The sequence below is a fragment of the Pelagicoccus sp. SDUM812002 genome (assembly GCF_031127835.1).
Lineage (GTDB): Bacteria > Verrucomicrobiota > Verrucomicrobiia > Opitutales > Opitutaceae > Pelagicoccus.
This window is the reverse complement of record NZ_JARXHX010000002.1, coordinates 121,147-137,952: the sequence shown is the minus strand read 5'-3', so window position 1 is coordinate 137,952 and position 16,806 is coordinate 121,147. Positions and strand designations below refer to the sequence as shown.

The window sequence follows — 16,806 nt, the reverse complement described above, 5'->3', positions numbered from 1 at the left end:
CAACGGCGCCGAACGGAAGGAGTGATGCCAGAGAACACTCGTTCTGATGTAGTTCAAGTGCGGCTCAAATCGATAAACCACGGTCTAAAGAGTATATAACCTTTTTCTTCGGTTTCCCTTAACACGCTCACACTTAAGTCAAAGGAGACAAAATCCCCGGATAAAGACTCGCGCTGGCTACGGTCACGCTTAATACAAAATCAGATGGAATCCACACCCATCCTAGACGACATCGCTGCGATCAATCGTATCAGCTCACTCCCAGTCATCCTGGAAGCCATGGCTGAGCTCACCGGTATGAGAATGACATTTGTCGCCCGTGTTGATTCGAGCTCATGGACGGCTTGTGCCATAAACGACAAAATGGGCTTTGGACTTAGCGTCGGGGATCAACTCGATGTCGCTACAACCCTCTGCAAGGAGGTACACGACAACGAGAAAGCCATCGTGATCGAGCACGCTTCTAACGATCCCTTCTACTGCTCCCACAATACTCCTAAACTTTACCAGATCGAGAGCTACATCGCCCTCCCTATCTACCGGACGGATGGCAAGGTGTTCGGAACGCTCTGCGCCATCGACTCCTCCCCCGCTCAACTTCCTCCGAAAGTTGTGACATCGCTCGGGCTTTTCGCCGAACTCATTTCTCGACAGCTTAAAATCGAGGAATCGCTTGAGACCGCCCAATTCGAACTCGACGACGAGCGCGCCCTCGGCGTCCTCCGAGAACAATTCATCGCGATACTCGGCCACGACTTGAGGTCTCCGCTCACGAGCATTACCTTCGCAGCTAAATTACTGACTGAAATGTTGAGCGATCCCGATCAGCTAGAACTGGCAGAAGTTTCTTACGAAAGCGCGGTTCACATGAATCAAATGATCGAGGACCTCTGCGACTTTTCAAGGTGCCGACTTGGAAACGGCCTCGACATTGGCGACAAGACAGCCGTCGCCCCCAAGGCCATTCTGGGAGATGTTACGTCCGAGCTCAAAATCTCTCATCCGGACCGTGAGATCTGCATCCAAGCCTCCACAGATGTCGAAGCCACGTTGAGCCCCATTCGCTTCCGCCAATTAGTAACCAACTTGCTCGGCAATGCACTTACGCACAGCCCTTCGGACCAAGGCGTGGACGTCTGGGTCGAAGCAGTCGGCCCCAATCTCCGCTTGCGGGTTCGCAATGGAGGCGCCGCCATACCTAGAAAAGAACAGTCCGCGCTGTTTCACCCGTTCACCAAAGGAAACCACGGAGAACGCAAAGGTCTGGGCCTCGGACTCTACATCTGCGCGGAAATCGTCAAAGCCCATCAAGGTACGATACATCTCGATTCAGACGAAAATGGGACGCAGTTCACCGTGTGTCTCCCTTTGTAAAACGATCTTTGATACGCTTCTCTTTCGCCTCGTCAGCCTCTCGCAAGACCTTGCGCAACTCGTCCGGCTCCGAGGGCTTAACGAGGTGGCGATCGAAACCGGCCTCCGCTGTGCGCTGGCGGTCCTTTTCCTGCCCCCATCCCGTCAATGCGACCAGAAACATATCCTTCCCCCAAGGTTGCTTGCGAATATGGCGGGCCGCCTCGTCTCCACTCATGCGCGGCATCCCTAAGTCCATCAGTATGACCTCCGGCAAATAGTCGGCTGCGATTTCGATCGCCTCTACTCCATCGGCTGCAGTCCGCACTTCATTGCCCAACATCTTGACCACTAGAGCTAACATCTTGGCCGCTGCCTCATTATCGTCGACCACGAGAACTCGCCTCTTCAATTCGCTAGCACCGTCGCTTTCCATCGCGCCTGGCCCCTCCGGCTTACGCTCCTCCGGTAATGCCGGTAAACGCACGCTAAACGAGCTCCCCTTTCCTTCACCGTCGCTTTCGAGCCCCACCCGGCCGCCGTGCATTTCTACAAGCGATTTTACCAAAGTCAGACCAATACCAAGCCCTACATAGGAGTTCTCAAACGACCGGTCTACTTGAGCGAACATTTCGAAGATCTGCTCCTTCATTCCCTCGGGAATGCCAATCCCGTTATCGCGAACCTTCACCTCTACCTCTTCGCCGATCAATTCGACCGACAATTCAATCTCGCCTCCCCTAGGGGTGTATTTAGCGGCGTTATTCAATAGGTTCGAGATGATCTGAGCCATCCGATTCGGATCCGCATCGATATAAATCGGGCGACTTGGCATCACTACCCTCAGACGGTGATCGGCCGCTTCCACCAAAGGTCGCGAAGCCTCCTGGGCACTCGTCAATATCGAGGCAAGCTCTACTCGACTCTTTCGCAACTCTAGCTTGCCCAGCGTGATCCGCGATACATCCAGAAGATCGTCGACCAACGTTATCAGCTGCAAGGTTTGCCGCTCCATCATTTCGCGCACTTCTTCGAACATGGATTCGTCCGCCCGCGCCATCTTCATCACTTCCAAGCCCGAGCGAATCGGGGCCAACGGATTTCTCAACTCGTGCGCCAGCGTCGCCAAAAACTCGTCCTTCCGCTGGTCGGCATTGGACAAGCGAGCCGCCAATTCCCTCAATTGCTCCTCCGTCGCTTTCTGCAACGACACGTCTCGCCGCACCGCGATAAGCCGAGAGATTTTCCCCGATTCACTGACCACTGGCGCCACGACGACATCCCACCAGCGAGGGTCGCCAGCGGGCGATGGACAGGCAGCTTGAAATCGATCCGTAGCGCCAGTTCGAGCGAGCTGAACCGCTTCGCGCAGGCGCTCCCGACCTTCTTCCGGCCAGAGAGACCACCACTCCATGCCTCTCACTTTGGAGAAGTCCTCGATACCCATCAAGAGAAGCCCGTGCTTGTTCATCATTTGCAAGCGGCCCTGAGGGTCCATGACCTTGATGCAGTCTGGAGTGTTCTCCAGGATGGTCCGCGTGAATCGCTCGCTCGCCTGCAGCCGCGCCTCCGCTTCCTTTCGATCTGTGATATCCAACACAGTACCCACAAAGCGCACCGCCTCGCGTTTCGATTTCACTTCGCGAAATATCGCCTCTCCGCTCGCCACGATCCAGCGCACGCTCCCATCCGGCCAGATCACCCGATAGTCGATCTTGTAAAAACCATCGCCCTTTGGATCGAACGCCCGCTGCACCGCCGCGTCAGTTCGCTCTCGGTCGTCTGGATGGAGGAGGGAAAGAAAAACATCGTAATCGATGGGAGCGTCATGGCTCAGGCCGAAAACCTCCTTACAGCGGTCCGACCATCGAAGCACGCCGGTAGAAAGTTCGAGGTCCCAGGTACCTATGTCAGCTGCTTGCACCGCCATCCGGACGCGCTCTTCGCTCTCCCGTAAACCACGCTGAGCTCGCGAGCGCTCCAAAGACTCCCAACAACGTCCCGCCACGATCTGGACCACCTCAATCTCATCTGCAGTCCACTGGCGCGGCCGCATGCTGCTAACACCCATCCCCGCCGTGAACTTGCCGTTCTTGTGCAACGGAACGCCAATCGCCGACCGAATTCCCAGACTTTGACACCCTTTGACAACCTCGCTACTGATTCGATCGTCGCTCTCGACATCGCACACGACAATGGGTTGATTAGCGAACAGGAGGCTCTGACACTCAGCCCCTAAGAGTTTCAATGGCCAAGTCCCGCTCGGGCTGGGAACACCTCGGGAATAATCGTTCATCACGACGATCGATTCCGAATCCTTGATCTCCAAGTAAGCGCACTGGTTCACCTCCAGATACTCCGCCAGCATGCGTGACATTAAAAAGGTCACCACATCCGGGTCCTCTACCAACTCGGTGGCGGAAGCGAGATCAGCTAAAAATGCTTGGCGTCTCTCGATTTGCTTTCGTTCGGATATATCGAGCATCGATCCCACCATTCGAACCGCCCGGCCGCGGGAATCCTGCACCACTCGACCTCGATCGAAGACCGAAGCATACGAACCGTCCGCTCTCTGAAACCGGTACTCTGCTTTCCATAGCGACTGGCCACTTTCAATCAGCGCGTGGATATCGTCCCCAACCCGTTTTCTGTCGTCCGTGTGAATTCTCTCCAGCCACCATGAAGAAGCGCTATTCACATCACGCGCTTCGTAGCCGAACTGGCCGAACATTCCATCGTTCCAAACGACTTGATCCGTCAAAAGATCCCAGTCCCAAATCGCGTCATTCGCGGCTTGGCCAACCAAGCGATATCGCAGCTCGCTCTCACGAAGACGCTCCTCAGATCGCATTCGCTCAACCCCAAGAGCGATCCCGCTCGCTACCGACTCCATAGCCTCCAAGGCCGCATCCGAAAGCGGGTGTCTCGAAAACATTGCCATCACCCCAAGGACTCGATCCTCAATCATGAGAGGGTACCCAGCAAAAGAAACCAACCCATGCTTCCTCGCCCAATCCTGATCGTGCACCCTTGAATCTCCCACCACGGAGTTCGTCAGATGCGGCTTTCGTTCCTGCGCAATGAGACCGATCTTGAACTCGCCTATACGCATGCGGCTGTGCTCGCCATCCATGTGGGTGTACAACCCCGAGCTCGCCTTCAATTCGAGCACATCATCCTCTTCGCTCGCAATCCAGATTCGAGCAAAACTAGCGTCGAACTGGCTAACCATGGACTCCGTGCATTTTTGCAACATCGCCCCAAGCGTACTCTCGCTCGTCAAGGCAAGTCCCACATCTCGGCCAAAACCCGCTAGTTTGGCACGTTCATCCAACAATTTATCGTGCCTCGTCCTTTCCGTGATATCTCGAAACACCAAGACGCTGCCCAAGTCCGAACCGGCCTTGTCGCGAATCGCCGATACCGTCTTCTCAACCGGACGCTTCATCCCGTCCTTGGCTACGATGATGCACTCGCCTTCGTTTTCGCCCAACGACAGTGGTAGATCACCTCGTTCCCCCGTATCGTCTCGGCAAAAAACCTCCTCGAGAGATTTGCCGAGCGCTTCTTCAGTGGAATACCCTGTTAATGCCACCGCTTCCGGGTTTAGAAGAGTCACTCGACCTTGAGTATCCGCTGCGATCACAGCATCGCCAATGCTGGCTAAGGTCGTTTCCAAGAGCCTCGCTTGCTTGCTCTCCTTGCGCAACGCCTCCAGCTCCTCGCTTACAATCTTGGAATGCATCTCGGCAGTAGATTCCGGATCGCTCAGGATGCACTCCGCCAAATGCTCTTGGACCGAGAGCAACTGAGCGATATCGTCCTCTAACTTCAACTCCGGGTGAACGGTCGTCCAAAAATGGGCCATCCGTACAAAGGTGAGAAACAACAACAGTTGCTGAAACGAGTCCTCGTCGAACACTCGCTGCAACGTGGCGTAACAACGGGTCGCATGCCGAGACTGCAGAAAGACATGGGAGGCACACGCGAGGATAGCTTCCTCTTCCGGAGAACGAGTCTCTGGAAGATCATCATACGGCTCATCCAAAACGTCGAGAAGCTGCAGGCAAGCCGCCAAGTCCTCGTCCCGCGGTAGAGGACTGCGGATCAAATCGATCACATGCTCCACCGTCTCCGCCGTGCAATCGGTATCTCCAGATGGATTACCCATCCCAATCAAGAACCCGACATGGCGAGCGATGCAGTAACGCACCTCGCAGAATCGCGACAAGTACACAAAAAGCCTTTCCTTAAAAAGAGACGGAAGCGGGTTGTCGAAATAGCCAAACTTCGCCGCAGCCCACAGGTTTTCGGATATCCCCGTCTTCTCCGGAGCAAGGTTGAAAAAATGTGGCACCGCGCCGAGACGCCTCTCCGCTTCTGTCTGGTAAGCCTTTTTAGTTTTCGATCCTTCCATATACTCGCACGCCTGTCTCAATTCCCTACTTAAAAAAATACTGCCACAATAGCAGCCTGGTCCCACTGCAAGACCGTTATAGAAAAGGTCACCCTCTCACCCTATTCGATAACCTTGTCTGCCCTCCAAACGGTCACCTTTCAAGTACGTTTAGCAACATTCAAATCGCCTCGGGTTGGAAGTCTGTGTTACCACCAGTGCAGACAACCACTATCTCGTGCGTCGCCCCCTGCCGAGTGAATCTACGCTGCAATTTGCAAATCACTTCAGTGCCATTCAAATGGGAGGCGGTGCTTACCGATCCACTCCATCCCGTATTCATTTAGTAATCGCATACGAGCTTAAGACATTCGTCTTCAATTAACGCCTACAGAATAATGAACTCGATTTGCGTGGCATTCTGAAGGGATAGGCGATCACCGTGACGAAAACTGGACGCTCTTACACGATTGTCGTCGACTGAACCTTCCTTACTCCTTTGCTTCCGACCGCCCCGCCTCGATGGCTTTTAACCTCCGCGACACGTACTCAACATGCTGACGCAAGTGGTAGAGCTCGTCCGAATACGACAGCGGCACCTCCACTGAAGCCAGTTCGTTCTCCAGTTTCTCCAAGCGCTCCCGCTCCATATCCAAGTTATCCTGAATAGTGCCACCTACGATTTTCTGGTCTGTTTCGCGAAGGTATTTATACCATTTGTAAATTCGAGATCGTATCCGCCATCTGTATACTGGACCAGCCAACTTTCCCAATGGGATTAGAATAACCAAAAGCGGAATAATCAATATAACCAACCGATCCACTAAAGAAGCTGCCCAAAATGGCATGAAGCGCAGCAAGAAAGGAGGTCCGTATTCAAAATAATGATCAGCTTCCTTGGTCAGCGGATATCCCACGTTCTCTCCAGAAGGAAACTCGTCTCGTTGCTCAAGGACTCCACCGTTGGATACGACTCGCCGCATAGCCTCCAAAACGATCGGCGTCAGCGACGGATGAAACTTATCGTTCACCACCAAGGTCGCTACCGCGGCCAACACCATGCGATCCTCTGGAGGCAGATTCTGCTTCAAATCCAGCAAGCCTTCCGTGATCGGCACGCTCGTGAGGGAACGATACCGGGCCCGGTAGGCCTCGTGTCGCCGCATATTCAGGAACTCGAAGCCCTCGATCCCGATCAAGCGAAGGATCATCTCGCTCCCGGCCGAAACCATGAAAAATCCCGCATCGATTTCGCCAGATTCCAGGAGAGTTACGGCGTCTTCTCCACCAACTTCTACCCGTTCCGTTTTGCCCGCTCCGAAAAGCAGCCCGTTCTCGTTTAAAAGAAATTCGGCGACCGCCTTAGTCCCACTCCCCTGCTCGCCCACCGCGATCCTTCGATTCCTTAAATCCGAGACATACTCGACCTCCAACGACTTACGATAGATCAGCCAAATCGGCTCGTAGTACAAACTCGTCAGACCGTGCAGCGACGTTTCGCCCGCATCAAAAATCTCCTCCATACCGCTCTGCACGAAAGCGATGGATACCGGGCTGTCCTCCGCCGTCAGTCGCTCCAAGTTATCCTGGGAGCCAGCAGTGGTGAGGACGTTCAAGCTCACCCCTTCCTGTCGCAGCTCATCTTTCAGGCGATGGGCCAACTCGAAATAACGCCCCGTCTCGCTCCCGCTCGCTATGGTGATTTCTTTCGGCGGAGCCGGATCAACGAATTGAAATAAAACGGTCACCAGCACCGCTACACCAGCGATGGCCCAGATGTTCGCTTTTATAAATGTCTTCGAGAGAGTCACGGACGAATCATTGCCAGATCCTGATCTAGAGAGAAAGCATAATAACGATCCACCCAACTAGGTTTGCGGACACCACCAACTGAGATTTGAGTGAAACGGTAACCCGTTCGGATATCCTTAACGTCCCACCTTGCCTACAATCGTTTAGATTTACAAGTGTCTGCAAACTCTTGGTTCCCTATTAGCGGTTCACATACCGAACCATCGACTAAAGAAAGCCCGGGCCGTCACCCGTCCAATCTTCACCAATGTGAGCTTGCAGTGATTCTTGCAGCTGCGCTTTCGCATTTTCGATCGCCATGGACAAGGGTACCCCTTGAGCAATTCGGGCTGCGATACCAGAGGCAAGAGCACAGCCTGTACCGCGTGTGTTTTTGCTCTGAATACGCGGAGCATTAAAACACTGGGGTTCGGCATCGGGGCGTATTAACCAATCACTACATTCCGAACCCGAAGCATGCCCGCCTTTTAGCAGTATGGCTTGGCCAAGCTCTTGAGCCAAAGTTTGACCTGCGGAAAGGTCCGGTTCGGTTTGCCCGCTTAGTATAGCGAGCTCTTCGAGATTCGGAGTAGTGAGTATCGCGCGGGGCATCAGTTGCTCTCTTAGCAAGGCAACGCCGTCGCTCGTTAGCAGAGAGCGACCACTGCTGGCACGCAATACCGGATCGCACACGTACTTAACGCGCGGATACATCTCAAATGCAGAAGCCAGCACTTCCACTATTTCGACATCGACTAACATACCACTTTTCACCGCAGCGACCGGATAGGCTTGCAAGAGCTCATGCAATTGCCGCGCTACAAAGTCGGCCGGAACCGATTGCACAGCCCGTACCCCTGCGGAAGTTTGTACGGTTACCGCGGTGATGACGTTGAGCGGAAAGGCATCCGCCGCAAGTATGGCTCGATTGTCCGCCTGTAATCCCGCTCCACCTGAACTGTCGGATCCGGAAACGGTGAGTACATAAAATGGGCCTGGCATAAGGTGGTTTGAGCGACTTGATCAGCCTGTTAAGTCTTTGAGGTTAGGCTTTCGCATCTCGACGGTCTGAAACTATCATAGGTGGAATCCCAATCTTTCCAAACGACTTCGTAGCCGCCTCGACGCAACATGCGAGCTACCGCGGCTGGACTGCGCTCGTCGGAAATTTCGAATTGCTCTAGCGTTTGCGGGTCGACGACGTAACCGCCGGGATTCGTCTTCGACCCCGCGCTCATCGACGTAATTCCAAGCTTATAAGCGTGATCGCGGAAGACCTCCGTCTCGCGGGTTGAGAGCGAAAGTTCGACCTCAGGGCTGAGCATTCGATACGCGCAAATCACCTGTACCAAGTCGCGATCGCTCATTACAGACATCGGTTGAAAGTCGCCTTCATGCGGTCGGATTCGTGGAAATGACAAGCTGTACTTCGTTTTCCAATACGTTTGCTCAAGATAGCGCAAGTGCGCCGCCACAAACAATGTATCCGCTCTCCAATCATCGAGTCCATAAAGCGCTCCCAAACCGATCTTCTTAATACCCGCTAGACCAAGGCGGTCGGGCGTCTCCAAGCGATAATCAAAATTGCTTTTCATTCCCTTGAGATGATGCGTCGCGTAGGTGTCGCGGTTGTAGGTTTCCTGATAAACCAAGACCGAGCTCAAGCCAGCGGATATCAGGGTTTCGTAGCCTGCTCGGTCCATCGGTTGAACCTCCATCGAAATGCTCGAAAACTGCTCGCGAGCCAGTTCGAAAGCCCGCTTCAGATACGGGACACCAACGCGTAAGTTTGCTTCGCCCGTTACAAACAAGATATGGTCCATGCCAAGCGCCTTCACTGCCTCCAGCTCTCGAATGATTTCGGGTTCGCTCAATACTTTACGCGGGATTTTGTTGGTCGCGCTAAACCCACAGTAGGTGCAGACGTTACTGCACACATTGGACAAGTACAGAGGAGCGTAGAGCTGCTGGGTGTATCCAAATCGCTCGACGGTGAGGGCGTGGCTCAACGCCGCCATTTGCTCCAAGTAGGCCGTGGCCGCTGGCGAAATTAGGGATTGGAAATCATTCAGCGTAAGGCTTCCTTTCGGGCGAGCGAGCGCCCGTTCGACATCGGCAGCGGTCTTACTCGCAATCGAAGATTTACAATCCTCCCACGACAGTTGCTTGAACGTATCTAGAAAACTCATACACTACTGGTCTAGAAATGCAGTCAAGGGCGAGGAGGCGATCGCTTCGTGGCTAGCCCGGCCGCGGCCAGACTCGTAAGCGAGACGGCCCGCTTCGACCGCGAGCTTGAAGGCTATGCCCATCCGAATGGGATCTCCCGCAGTTGCTAGGGCCGTATTGACCAGCACAGCATCAGCCCCCAGCTCCATCGCTTCCGCTCCATGCGATGGGACACCCAGCCCAGCGTCGACGACAACAGGAACTGAGGACTGTGCCACGATGATCTCCAAAAAGCGCCGCGTCTCCAATCCCTGGTTCGAACCGATCGGAGCCCCGAGCGGCATTACAGCGGCCACGCCGACATCCTCCAGCTTTTTACACACCACTGGATCCGCGTGGACATAAGGCAAGACGATGAACCCCGCGTGGACCAAGGCTTCCGCCGCCTTAAGCGTCTCGACGGGATCCGGCAGCAAGTACTTTGGGTCCGGGTGAATTTCCAGTTTCAACCAATTAGTGCAAAGCGCTTCGCGTGCCAGCTCAGCTGCGAAAATAGCCTCCTTGGCATCGCGTACGCCAGAGGTGTTTGGCAGCAGGTGGTAGCGATCACGGGGGAGGAAATCGAGGATGTTGTCTCGCTGTCCTTCGAGTTGAACGCGGCGCATGGCCATAGTGACCAGTTGGCTGCCACTTGCCGCCAGGCTGTCGCGCATGGTTTCGCCGGATGCGTATTTGCCGGTGCCGACAAAGAGGCGGGATTCGAACGTTTTGCCTGCGATTGTAAGTGCTTGGCTGTTCATACAAGTTGATTGCTTTTAGCGGTTGAAGCTTCCCAAGCCTGGACAAGTTCGCGGTAGTTGCCCGCCACGTCGTTGCAGCGGTAGATACCGGAGCAAACGGCTACGCCGCTGAGCCCTAGCTCTCGAAGGTGAACAAGGTCCGCGACCGTTACGCCTCCAATACCGAAACAAGGTAGCGGCTCGAGTATGTTCATGATATCCCTCCATTGATCGTCGCTCAGGATCGCAGCTAAATTTCGCTTAGTTTTGGTATAACGATAAGGACCTACTCCGACGTAGTCCAAGGCACCACTTGCCACTGCCCGTTCGGCTGCTGCTACGGAGTTAACCGTGCCGCCGATGAGAAAGTTGCTACCTGCCAAATCGCGAGCTTTCGACCATGGCATGTCTAGCAATCCGAGATGCACTCCGTCAGCGCCCACTCGGAGCGCGACATCGACCCGGTCGTCAATGATGAGGCGAGCGCCATGACTGCGGCAAACCGGCAAGCAAGCCTCCGCGACGGATTCGACCTCGCGATCAGTCGCACCCTTGATGCGCAGCTGTATCCATTTTGCTCCGACATCGCAGAGCGCCATCACTTGGGCCTGATGCGACATCTCGATCCCATCTTGGGTCAAACATTGTATCGGTGGATATATCATACAAAAATCTTTTGAAAGTCATTGAACGCTGCTAAAGGGTCGCTGGTCCTCCAGAGGGCACCGTGCAAGACGACGCCATCGAATCCCATTCGAAGGCATTGCTCGAAATTACCCGCATGTAAGCCTCCCAAAGCATATCGTTTGGTAGCGTTATTGGCGTATCGGGCGCTGAGTGATTTTTCCAGAATATCAACCGGCCATCCGGCAGCGTAGCCTGACTTGGATATCGAGTTGAATACGGGACTGATGAAAACATAATCCCAGTCGTGGCAATCCGTATCTAACTCGCAGATACGATGCAGGGATCGGCTAACGGTCGTTCCAGTGGGCGCTGCATCCGCCCGCCATGCGCCACGCTCAGAAAGTGCCGTCGTCGTGTCTTTTATATGGTATCCGCCCAACTGATACGGTTCCACCAGCTCCTTATGTTGGTGCAAGACCACTCGACGGCGGCAAACCGCCGGCAAGCCATCCAACAATGCGGTTACCTTATCCACGCTGTGCCTAGGCTTGCGAATGTGGTAACGCGACAAGCCCGCCTCGAAGAGGCGTTCGATCACCGACGCCTCGTCTTCGTAAACCGTTTCGGGAGAAACTGCGATCAGGTCCGAAATTGTTTAGCCTCCTTGAGTCGCCTGGATGACGAGCACTTGATCGCCCTCACTGAGGACGACTTGTTGCCATTGGGTAGCCGGTACCACTTCTTGGTTTACCGCAACTGCGACGCCTGTTGTCGCGGCAAGCTCGAGCTCCGCTAGCAACGCAGCGAGCGCTATCCCCTCGGTAGACTCGCGTGGTGTTCCATTTACGGTGATGGTCATGCTTCGCTCCCGATATAGACTTCGTTGCCCTTTTCTCTGAATTCGGCGGATTTCTCCGCCATCCCTTTTGCGATCGCTTCGTCGGCGCTCACACCTTGTTCCGCCGCGTACTTGCGCACGTCTTCAGTGATTTTCATCGAGCAGAAGTTGGGACCGCACATCGAACAGAAGTGCGCGGTCTTAGCCGAATCGGCCGGCAAGGTTTCATCGTGAAAGGAGCGTGCCTTTTCTGGATCGAGCGACAGGTTGAACTGGTCGTTCCAACGGAATTCGAAGCGAGCCTTGGAAAGCGCATTGTCGCGGTATTGAGCGGCAGGGTGGCCTTTGGCGAGGTCCGCTGCGTGAGCAGCGATTTTGTAGGCGATCACCCCGTCCCGCACATCGTCTTTGTTGGGCAAGCCGAGATGCTCCTTCGGCGTCACGTAACAAAGCATAGCACAGCCATACCAACCAATCATGGCGGCTCCAATGCCGCTGGTAATGTGGTCGTAACCGGGAGCAATGTCCGTGGTGAGCGGCCCGAGTGTGTAAAAGGGGGCTTCGTGGCACCACTCGATTTGCTTGTCCATGTTCTCCTTGATCATGTGCATCGGCACGTGGCCGGGGCCTTCATTCATTACCTGCACTCCGTATTCCCAAGCCCGGGTGGTGAGCTCGCCCTGCGTTTTGAGTTCCGCGAATTGCGCTTCGTCGTTGGCGTCCGCAATCGATCCCGGGCGTAGGCCATCACCGATCGAGAAGGAGACGTCGTAGGCGGCCATGATTTCGCAGATGTCGTCCCAATGAGTGTAGAGAAAGTTCTCCTTGTGATGCGAGAGGCACCACTTCGCCATGATCGAACCGCCGCGGCTAACGATACCCGTCATGCGTTGCGCCGTCATCGGCACATACTTTAACAAGACTGCTGCATGGATCGTGAAATAGTCGACTCCCTGCTCGGCTTGCTCGATCAGCGTATCGCGGAAGATTTCCCAAGTCAGGTCCTCCGCCTTGCCGTTGACTTTCTCCAAGGCTTGATAGATCGGCACGGTACCCACAGGCACAGGACAATTACGCAGGATCCACTCCCGAGTTTGGTGAATGTTTTTGCCGGTGGAGAGATCCATCAAAGTGTCTCCTCCCCACTTGGTGGACCAGCGCATCTTCTCGACTTCTTCTTCGATGGATGAAGCGACTGCCGAGTTGCCGATGTTGGTGTTGATCTTAACCAAGAAGTTGCGACCGATGATCATCGGCTCCAATTCCGGATGGTTGATATTGCAAGGGATAATGGCCCTCCCACGGGCCACCTCGGAGCGCACGAACTCCGCTGTGACCTCGTCCGGGATGGATGCCCCGAAACTGTTTCCGGAATGTTGGATGTTGAGCGAGTTACGCGCTGAATCCGGCTTCATGGATAGCGAGCCTTTCGCTGACTGCAGTTTCATGTTCTCGCGAATTGCGATGTACTCCATTTCCGGAGTGACGATGCCTTGCCTAGCATAGTGTAACTGAGTGACGCATTTGCCTTTCTTGGCTCTCAGCGGACTCGCGGTTTTGTTTTCGAATTCGACTAGCCTGCGGTCGCCATTACGCGTTTGCGCTGCAGCTTTGTGTACCTCTGAAATGTATCCATCATCTTGTGGCACGACGACACGGCCGTGATACGCTTCCACGTCTGCTCGTTCGCGGACCCAAGTTTCTCGCAAGCGCGGCAAGCCGATGCGGGGGTCGTTGTGAAACTCCGGATCGCCGCTGGGGCCTGATGTATCGTACACTCGAACCGGTTCATTAGGCAGCATAGAGCCATCGAACTGACGCGAAGCGGACAACGAAATCTCACGCATTGGCACCCGGAGGTCAGGCCGCGAACCTTGAATATATACCCGCTTGGAATTCTGAAAGAGAGTGTGATCGGTGGATGTATCTGGCATAGTCTAACAAAGTTGAGACACGCGAGCCCACCAAGAATCCATCGGAAAACGTTCGCCAACGCAGCTATACAACAGTTGACTCGATAATCCCTACGGCGGTGTTAACACGCATCAGGTTCAAAGGATCTACGGGCTTATAGCGCCCGAATCTCAGCCTCCGGCAGGAAGCTCTCCTATATCTTTAGACCCGACTAGTTAGCGCTCGTCCGAAAGAATGCAAAGGAAAATAATCACGAATGTCCGATTTCTATTTGCAAGGGGGTAATGTATCCAGAATCCCATGTATTCTATTTTCAGATACAAAAACACGGTTCATTTGATAACCTCTACATCTTGAAATTGCAGAGAACCTGCGGGGGTACACGCGCTAAAGTAGCAGCGAAATGAAGCACTCAGATCGTAGTTCATTTCTTGACATACTCTCGTTCGACACGGGCAATGCCTATTTGAATACTCGTTGTCGGCACCCACTCTTAAAATAGCGAAACAGATAACGCCCTAGCTCCAACTCTACCATTTCCTTATCGGCCCTTTCTGAAAAGCCCCAATTCGGGTCGCTGAAAAAGGCGCCCTACAAATTCAGCTTACGCCCTAAAATACTGATCCATGAACACTTTCACCGGCCCACGAAAACGGCGGATCCTTCAGCTGCTCGCCCTCACGACTACAATATCGGGAACCACCTTATTCTCTCAAGACCATGGAGACGTCGCCCAACCAGAGAGCACCCGCCGCATGGTGGAGCGATTGGACCAGATAGATCGAGAGGTCGATCCGTCCGTCATCATGTTCGTGCCGGACCAAGCCCTTTCTTTTTTCCGTGAGAAGATCGATCAAGCACTCACCGAGCAAGCTACCCTCAGCCTCAAGCCGCCTTACGCGATGGCCTTACTTAATAGCGGCGATCCAGAGGGAGCGATCGCAGAATTCAAAGCATTTCGCGAGTCACTTACCTCCATGGGCATGGAAATAAACCCCAACATGAGAGCGGAGCTTCTCAAAATCGAAGCCATCTGCTACCTCCGCCTCGGCGAGCAGCAAAATTGCCTCCACAATCACAACGCCGACTCATGCCTTTTCCCGATCCAAGGTGGCGGCGTACATGCCCAAGAGTTTGGCTCTCGAAAAGCGATCGAAAAGCTCATGGAGCTGCTCGAAGTAGATCCCACCCCTTACGCTGCTTGGCTGCTAAATATCGCCTACATGACTCTTGGTGAATATCCCGAACAAGTGCCGCAAAGCTGGCGACTGCCACCGGAGACATTTCAGTCGGACTACGAGATCACGCGATTCCCGGATGTGGCCGGACCTCTCGGTCTAGACGTAAACGATCTTTCGGGCGGTGTGGTCATGGAGGACTTCGACCAGGACGGCTATCTCGATTTACTCGCATCCTCTTGGGGAGAGAAACGACAGCTTCGCTACTTTCGCAACCAAGGTGACGGTTCCTTCGCAGAGCTCACCAACTCCGCATGGCTTACCGGACTTACTGGCGGGCTTAACATGGTGCCGGGCGACTACAACAACGACGGCCTCGTCGATGTGCTCGTCCTGCGCGAGGGGTGGTTGGGCAAGGACGGACGCTTTCCAAACTCACTGCTGCGCAACAATGGCGACAACACCTTCACCGACGTCACCGAGGAGACAGGCTTGCTTTCCTTCCACCCCACACAGACCGCGACTTGGTTAGACTACAACGGGGATGGTTGGCTCGACATCTTCATTGGAAACGAAACCGTGCCGGAAACTGGAGCCAATGATCCTTGCGAGCTCTTTCGCAACAACGGAGACGGCACCTTCACAGAATGCGCCGCTGAGAGCGGCCTAGATATTAAGGACTGGATAAAAGGAGTAGTTAGTGGCGACTATAACAACGACGGTCGGCCTGACCTGTATCTATCTTCCCTTGTCGGCCCCAACCGCCTCCTGCGCAACGACGGCGCTGCCGACGGCTCCGATGATCCGAACGCTCCTCATTCATTCACTGATGTCGCCCAAGCAGCAGGAGTGACCGAGCCAAACAGTAGCTTCCCGTGCTGGTTCTTCGACTACAACAATGATGGCTGGCTCGATATCTTCGTGACCGGCTACTCGATCAAGGACGCTGGTGACGTATTAGTCGACTACCTAGGAGCCAAACACGGAGGGGAGCGAGCTCGTTTGTATCAGAATAATGGTGACGGCACTTTTAAAGACGTCACCGAAGCCAAAGGGCTACTAAGAATACTCCACGCTATGGGTAGCAACTTTGGCGACATAGACAGTGACGGCTGGCTCGATTTCTACGTCGGTACAGGTGATCCCAATCTCGGAACCATCATACCAAATCTCATGTTTCGTAACGACGCTGCACGCACTTTTCAAGACGTCACCACGTCGGGCGGATTCGGCCAACTACAAAAAGGCCACGGAATTGCATTCGGAGATATCAATCAAGACGGCGCTCAAGACATCTACTCCGTGGTGGGCGGAGCCTTCTCTGGCGACAACTACCACAATCAACTCTTCGCAAACCCAGGCCACGAAAACCGCTGGATAAAGCTCCGCCTCAAAGGCGTCACTAGCAACCGCATCGGCTTCGGCTCTCGAATTAAAGTAGTTGTCGAGACTCCAGAGGGCACACGCGAGATTCACAGAGTCGTCAGCAGCGGCGGCAGTTTCGGAGCTTCGCCCTTCCTCGCGGATATCGGTCTCGGCAACGCGACATCGATCAAACGGATCGAGATCAACTGGCCGGCGAACGATCAGAACCAAGTCATCGAATCCATAGAATTGGATCGAAGCTACCTCATCGAGGAAGGATCAGCCGAAATCACCGAAGTCACCCAACCCAGCTTCGAGTGGCCGGATGATAGTGCGGGTCAAGGACATGACCACCATCACCATTGATCCAAAGCGAGACTCGCTGAGCCATATCCA

The 16,806-nt window shown here is 54.3% G+C and carries 11 protein-coding genes and 1 riboswitch; of the genes, 2 read left to right on the top strand and 9 right to left on the bottom strand.

Going from position 1 to position 16,806, the window contains the following annotated elements:
* The first annotated feature begins 204 nt into the window (after positions 1-204).
* On the top strand, positions 205-1,374 hold the full coding sequence (locus QEH53_RS04265) for a GAF domain-containing sensor histidine kinase (RefSeq protein ID WP_309021892.1): 1,170 nt from the start codon (positions 205-207) through the stop codon (positions 1,372-1,374).
* On the opposite strand, the gene QEH53_RS04260 is transcribed toward QEH53_RS04265, so the two are convergent.
* The 9 genes from QEH53_RS04260 to thiC all read right to left on the bottom strand — a co-directional run bounded on the left by QEH53_RS04260 (position 1,352) and on the right by thiC (position 13,887).
* Positions 1,352-5,770 (bottom strand): PAS domain S-box protein, encoded by a 4,419-nt coding sequence (locus QEH53_RS04260; protein ID WP_309021891.1) that lies wholly within the window; start codon positions 5,768-5,770, stop codon positions 1,352-1,354. The two genes, QEH53_RS04265 and QEH53_RS04260, sit on opposite strands and share 23 nt — an antisense overlap.
* A 470-nt stretch (positions 5,771-6,240) precedes the next feature.
* Positions 6,241-7,560, bottom strand: a complete 1,320-nt coding sequence (locus tag QEH53_RS04255; RefSeq protein WP_309021890.1) for a TAXI family TRAP transporter solute-binding subunit — start codon at positions 7,558-7,560, stop codon at positions 6,241-6,243.
* A gap of 208 nt (positions 7,561-7,768) precedes the next feature.
* Complete coding sequence (gene thiD / locus QEH53_RS04250) at positions 7,769-8,542, bottom strand: bifunctional hydroxymethylpyrimidine kinase/phosphomethylpyrimidine kinase (RefSeq protein ID WP_309021889.1); 774 nt, start codon at positions 8,540-8,542, stop codon at positions 7,769-7,771.
* A 29-nt stretch (positions 8,543-8,571) separates the two neighbouring features.
* Positions 8,572-9,729 carry a 2-iminoacetate synthase ThiH gene (gene thiH, locus QEH53_RS04245; protein ID WP_309021888.1) on the bottom strand — a complete coding sequence of 386 codons (1,158 nt, stop codon included), beginning with the start codon at positions 9,727-9,729 and terminating at the stop codon, positions 8,572-8,574.
* 3 nt (positions 9,730-9,732) lie between these two features.
* Entirely contained in the window at positions 9,733-10,509 is a 777-nt protein-coding gene (locus tag QEH53_RS04240; RefSeq protein WP_309021887.1) for a thiazole synthase, read from the bottom strand.
* Positions 10,506-11,153: a thiamine phosphate synthase gene (gene thiE, locus QEH53_RS04235; protein ID WP_309021886.1), complete on the bottom strand. Its 648-nt coding sequence runs from the start codon at positions 11,151-11,153 to the stop codon at positions 10,506-10,508. The genes QEH53_RS04240 and thiE overlap by 4 nt, the downstream gene beginning before the upstream one ends.
* Positions 11,150-11,755, bottom strand: a complete 606-nt coding sequence (locus QEH53_RS04230; protein ID WP_309022153.1) for a thiamine phosphate synthase — start codon at positions 11,753-11,755, stop codon at positions 11,150-11,152. The genes thiE and QEH53_RS04230 overlap by 4 nt, the downstream gene beginning before the upstream one ends.
* 15 nt (positions 11,756-11,770) lie before the next feature.
* Positions 11,771-11,974, bottom strand: coding sequence for a sulfur carrier protein ThiS (gene thiS, locus QEH53_RS04225; protein ID WP_309021885.1), 204 nt, complete (start codon positions 11,972-11,974; stop codon positions 11,771-11,773).
* Entirely contained in the window at positions 11,971-13,887 is a 1,917-nt protein-coding gene (gene thiC, locus QEH53_RS04220; RefSeq protein ID WP_309021884.1) for a phosphomethylpyrimidine synthase ThiC, read from the bottom strand. The genes thiS and thiC overlap by 4 nt, the downstream gene beginning before the upstream one ends.
* Before the next feature lie 70 nt (positions 13,888-13,957).
* Positions 13,958-14,072: riboswitch (TPP riboswitch) on the bottom strand.
* 421 nt (positions 14,073-14,493) lie between these two features.
* On the opposite strand from thiC, the gene QEH53_RS04215 reads away from it, so the two are divergent.
* Positions 14,494-16,776 (top strand): CRTAC1 family protein, encoded by a 2,283-nt coding sequence (locus tag QEH53_RS04215; protein ID WP_309021883.1) that lies wholly within the window; start codon positions 14,494-14,496, stop codon positions 16,774-16,776.
* The last annotated feature ends 30 nt before the right edge of the window (positions 16,777-16,806 follow it).

Excerpts from the sequence above, each read along its gene's own strand:
- thiC (WP_309021884.1), bottom strand. The coding sequence starts at position 13,887 with ATGCCAGATACATCCACCGATCACACTCTCTTTCAGAATTCCAAGCGG.
- QEH53_RS04260 (WP_309021891.1), bottom strand. The coding sequence starts at position 5,770 with ATGGAAGGATCGAAAACTAAAAAGGCTTACCAGACAGAAGCGGAGAGG.
- thiS (WP_309021885.1), bottom strand. The coding sequence starts at position 11,974 with ATGACCATCACCGTAAATGGAACACCACGCGAGTCTACCGAGGGGATA.
- thiD (WP_309021889.1), bottom strand. The coding sequence starts at position 8,542 with ATGCCAGGCCCATTTTATGTACTCACCGTTTCCGGATCCGACAGTTCA.
- thiH (WP_309021888.1), bottom strand. The coding sequence starts at position 9,729 with ATGAGTTTTCTAGATACGTTCAAGCAACTGTCGTGGGAGGATTGTAAA.
- QEH53_RS04265 (WP_309021892.1), top strand. The coding sequence starts at position 205 with ATGGAATCCACACCCATCCTAGACGACATCGCTGCGATCAATCGTATC.
- QEH53_RS04240 (WP_309021887.1), bottom strand. The coding sequence starts at position 10,509 with ATGAACAGCCAAGCACTTACAATCGCAGGCAAAACGTTCGAATCCCGC.
- thiE (WP_309021886.1), bottom strand. The coding sequence starts at position 11,153 with ATGATATATCCACCGATACAATGTTTGACCCAAGATGGGATCGAGATG.
- QEH53_RS04215 (WP_309021883.1), top strand. The coding sequence starts at position 14,494 with ATGAACACTTTCACCGGCCCACGAAAACGGCGGATCCTTCAGCTGCTC.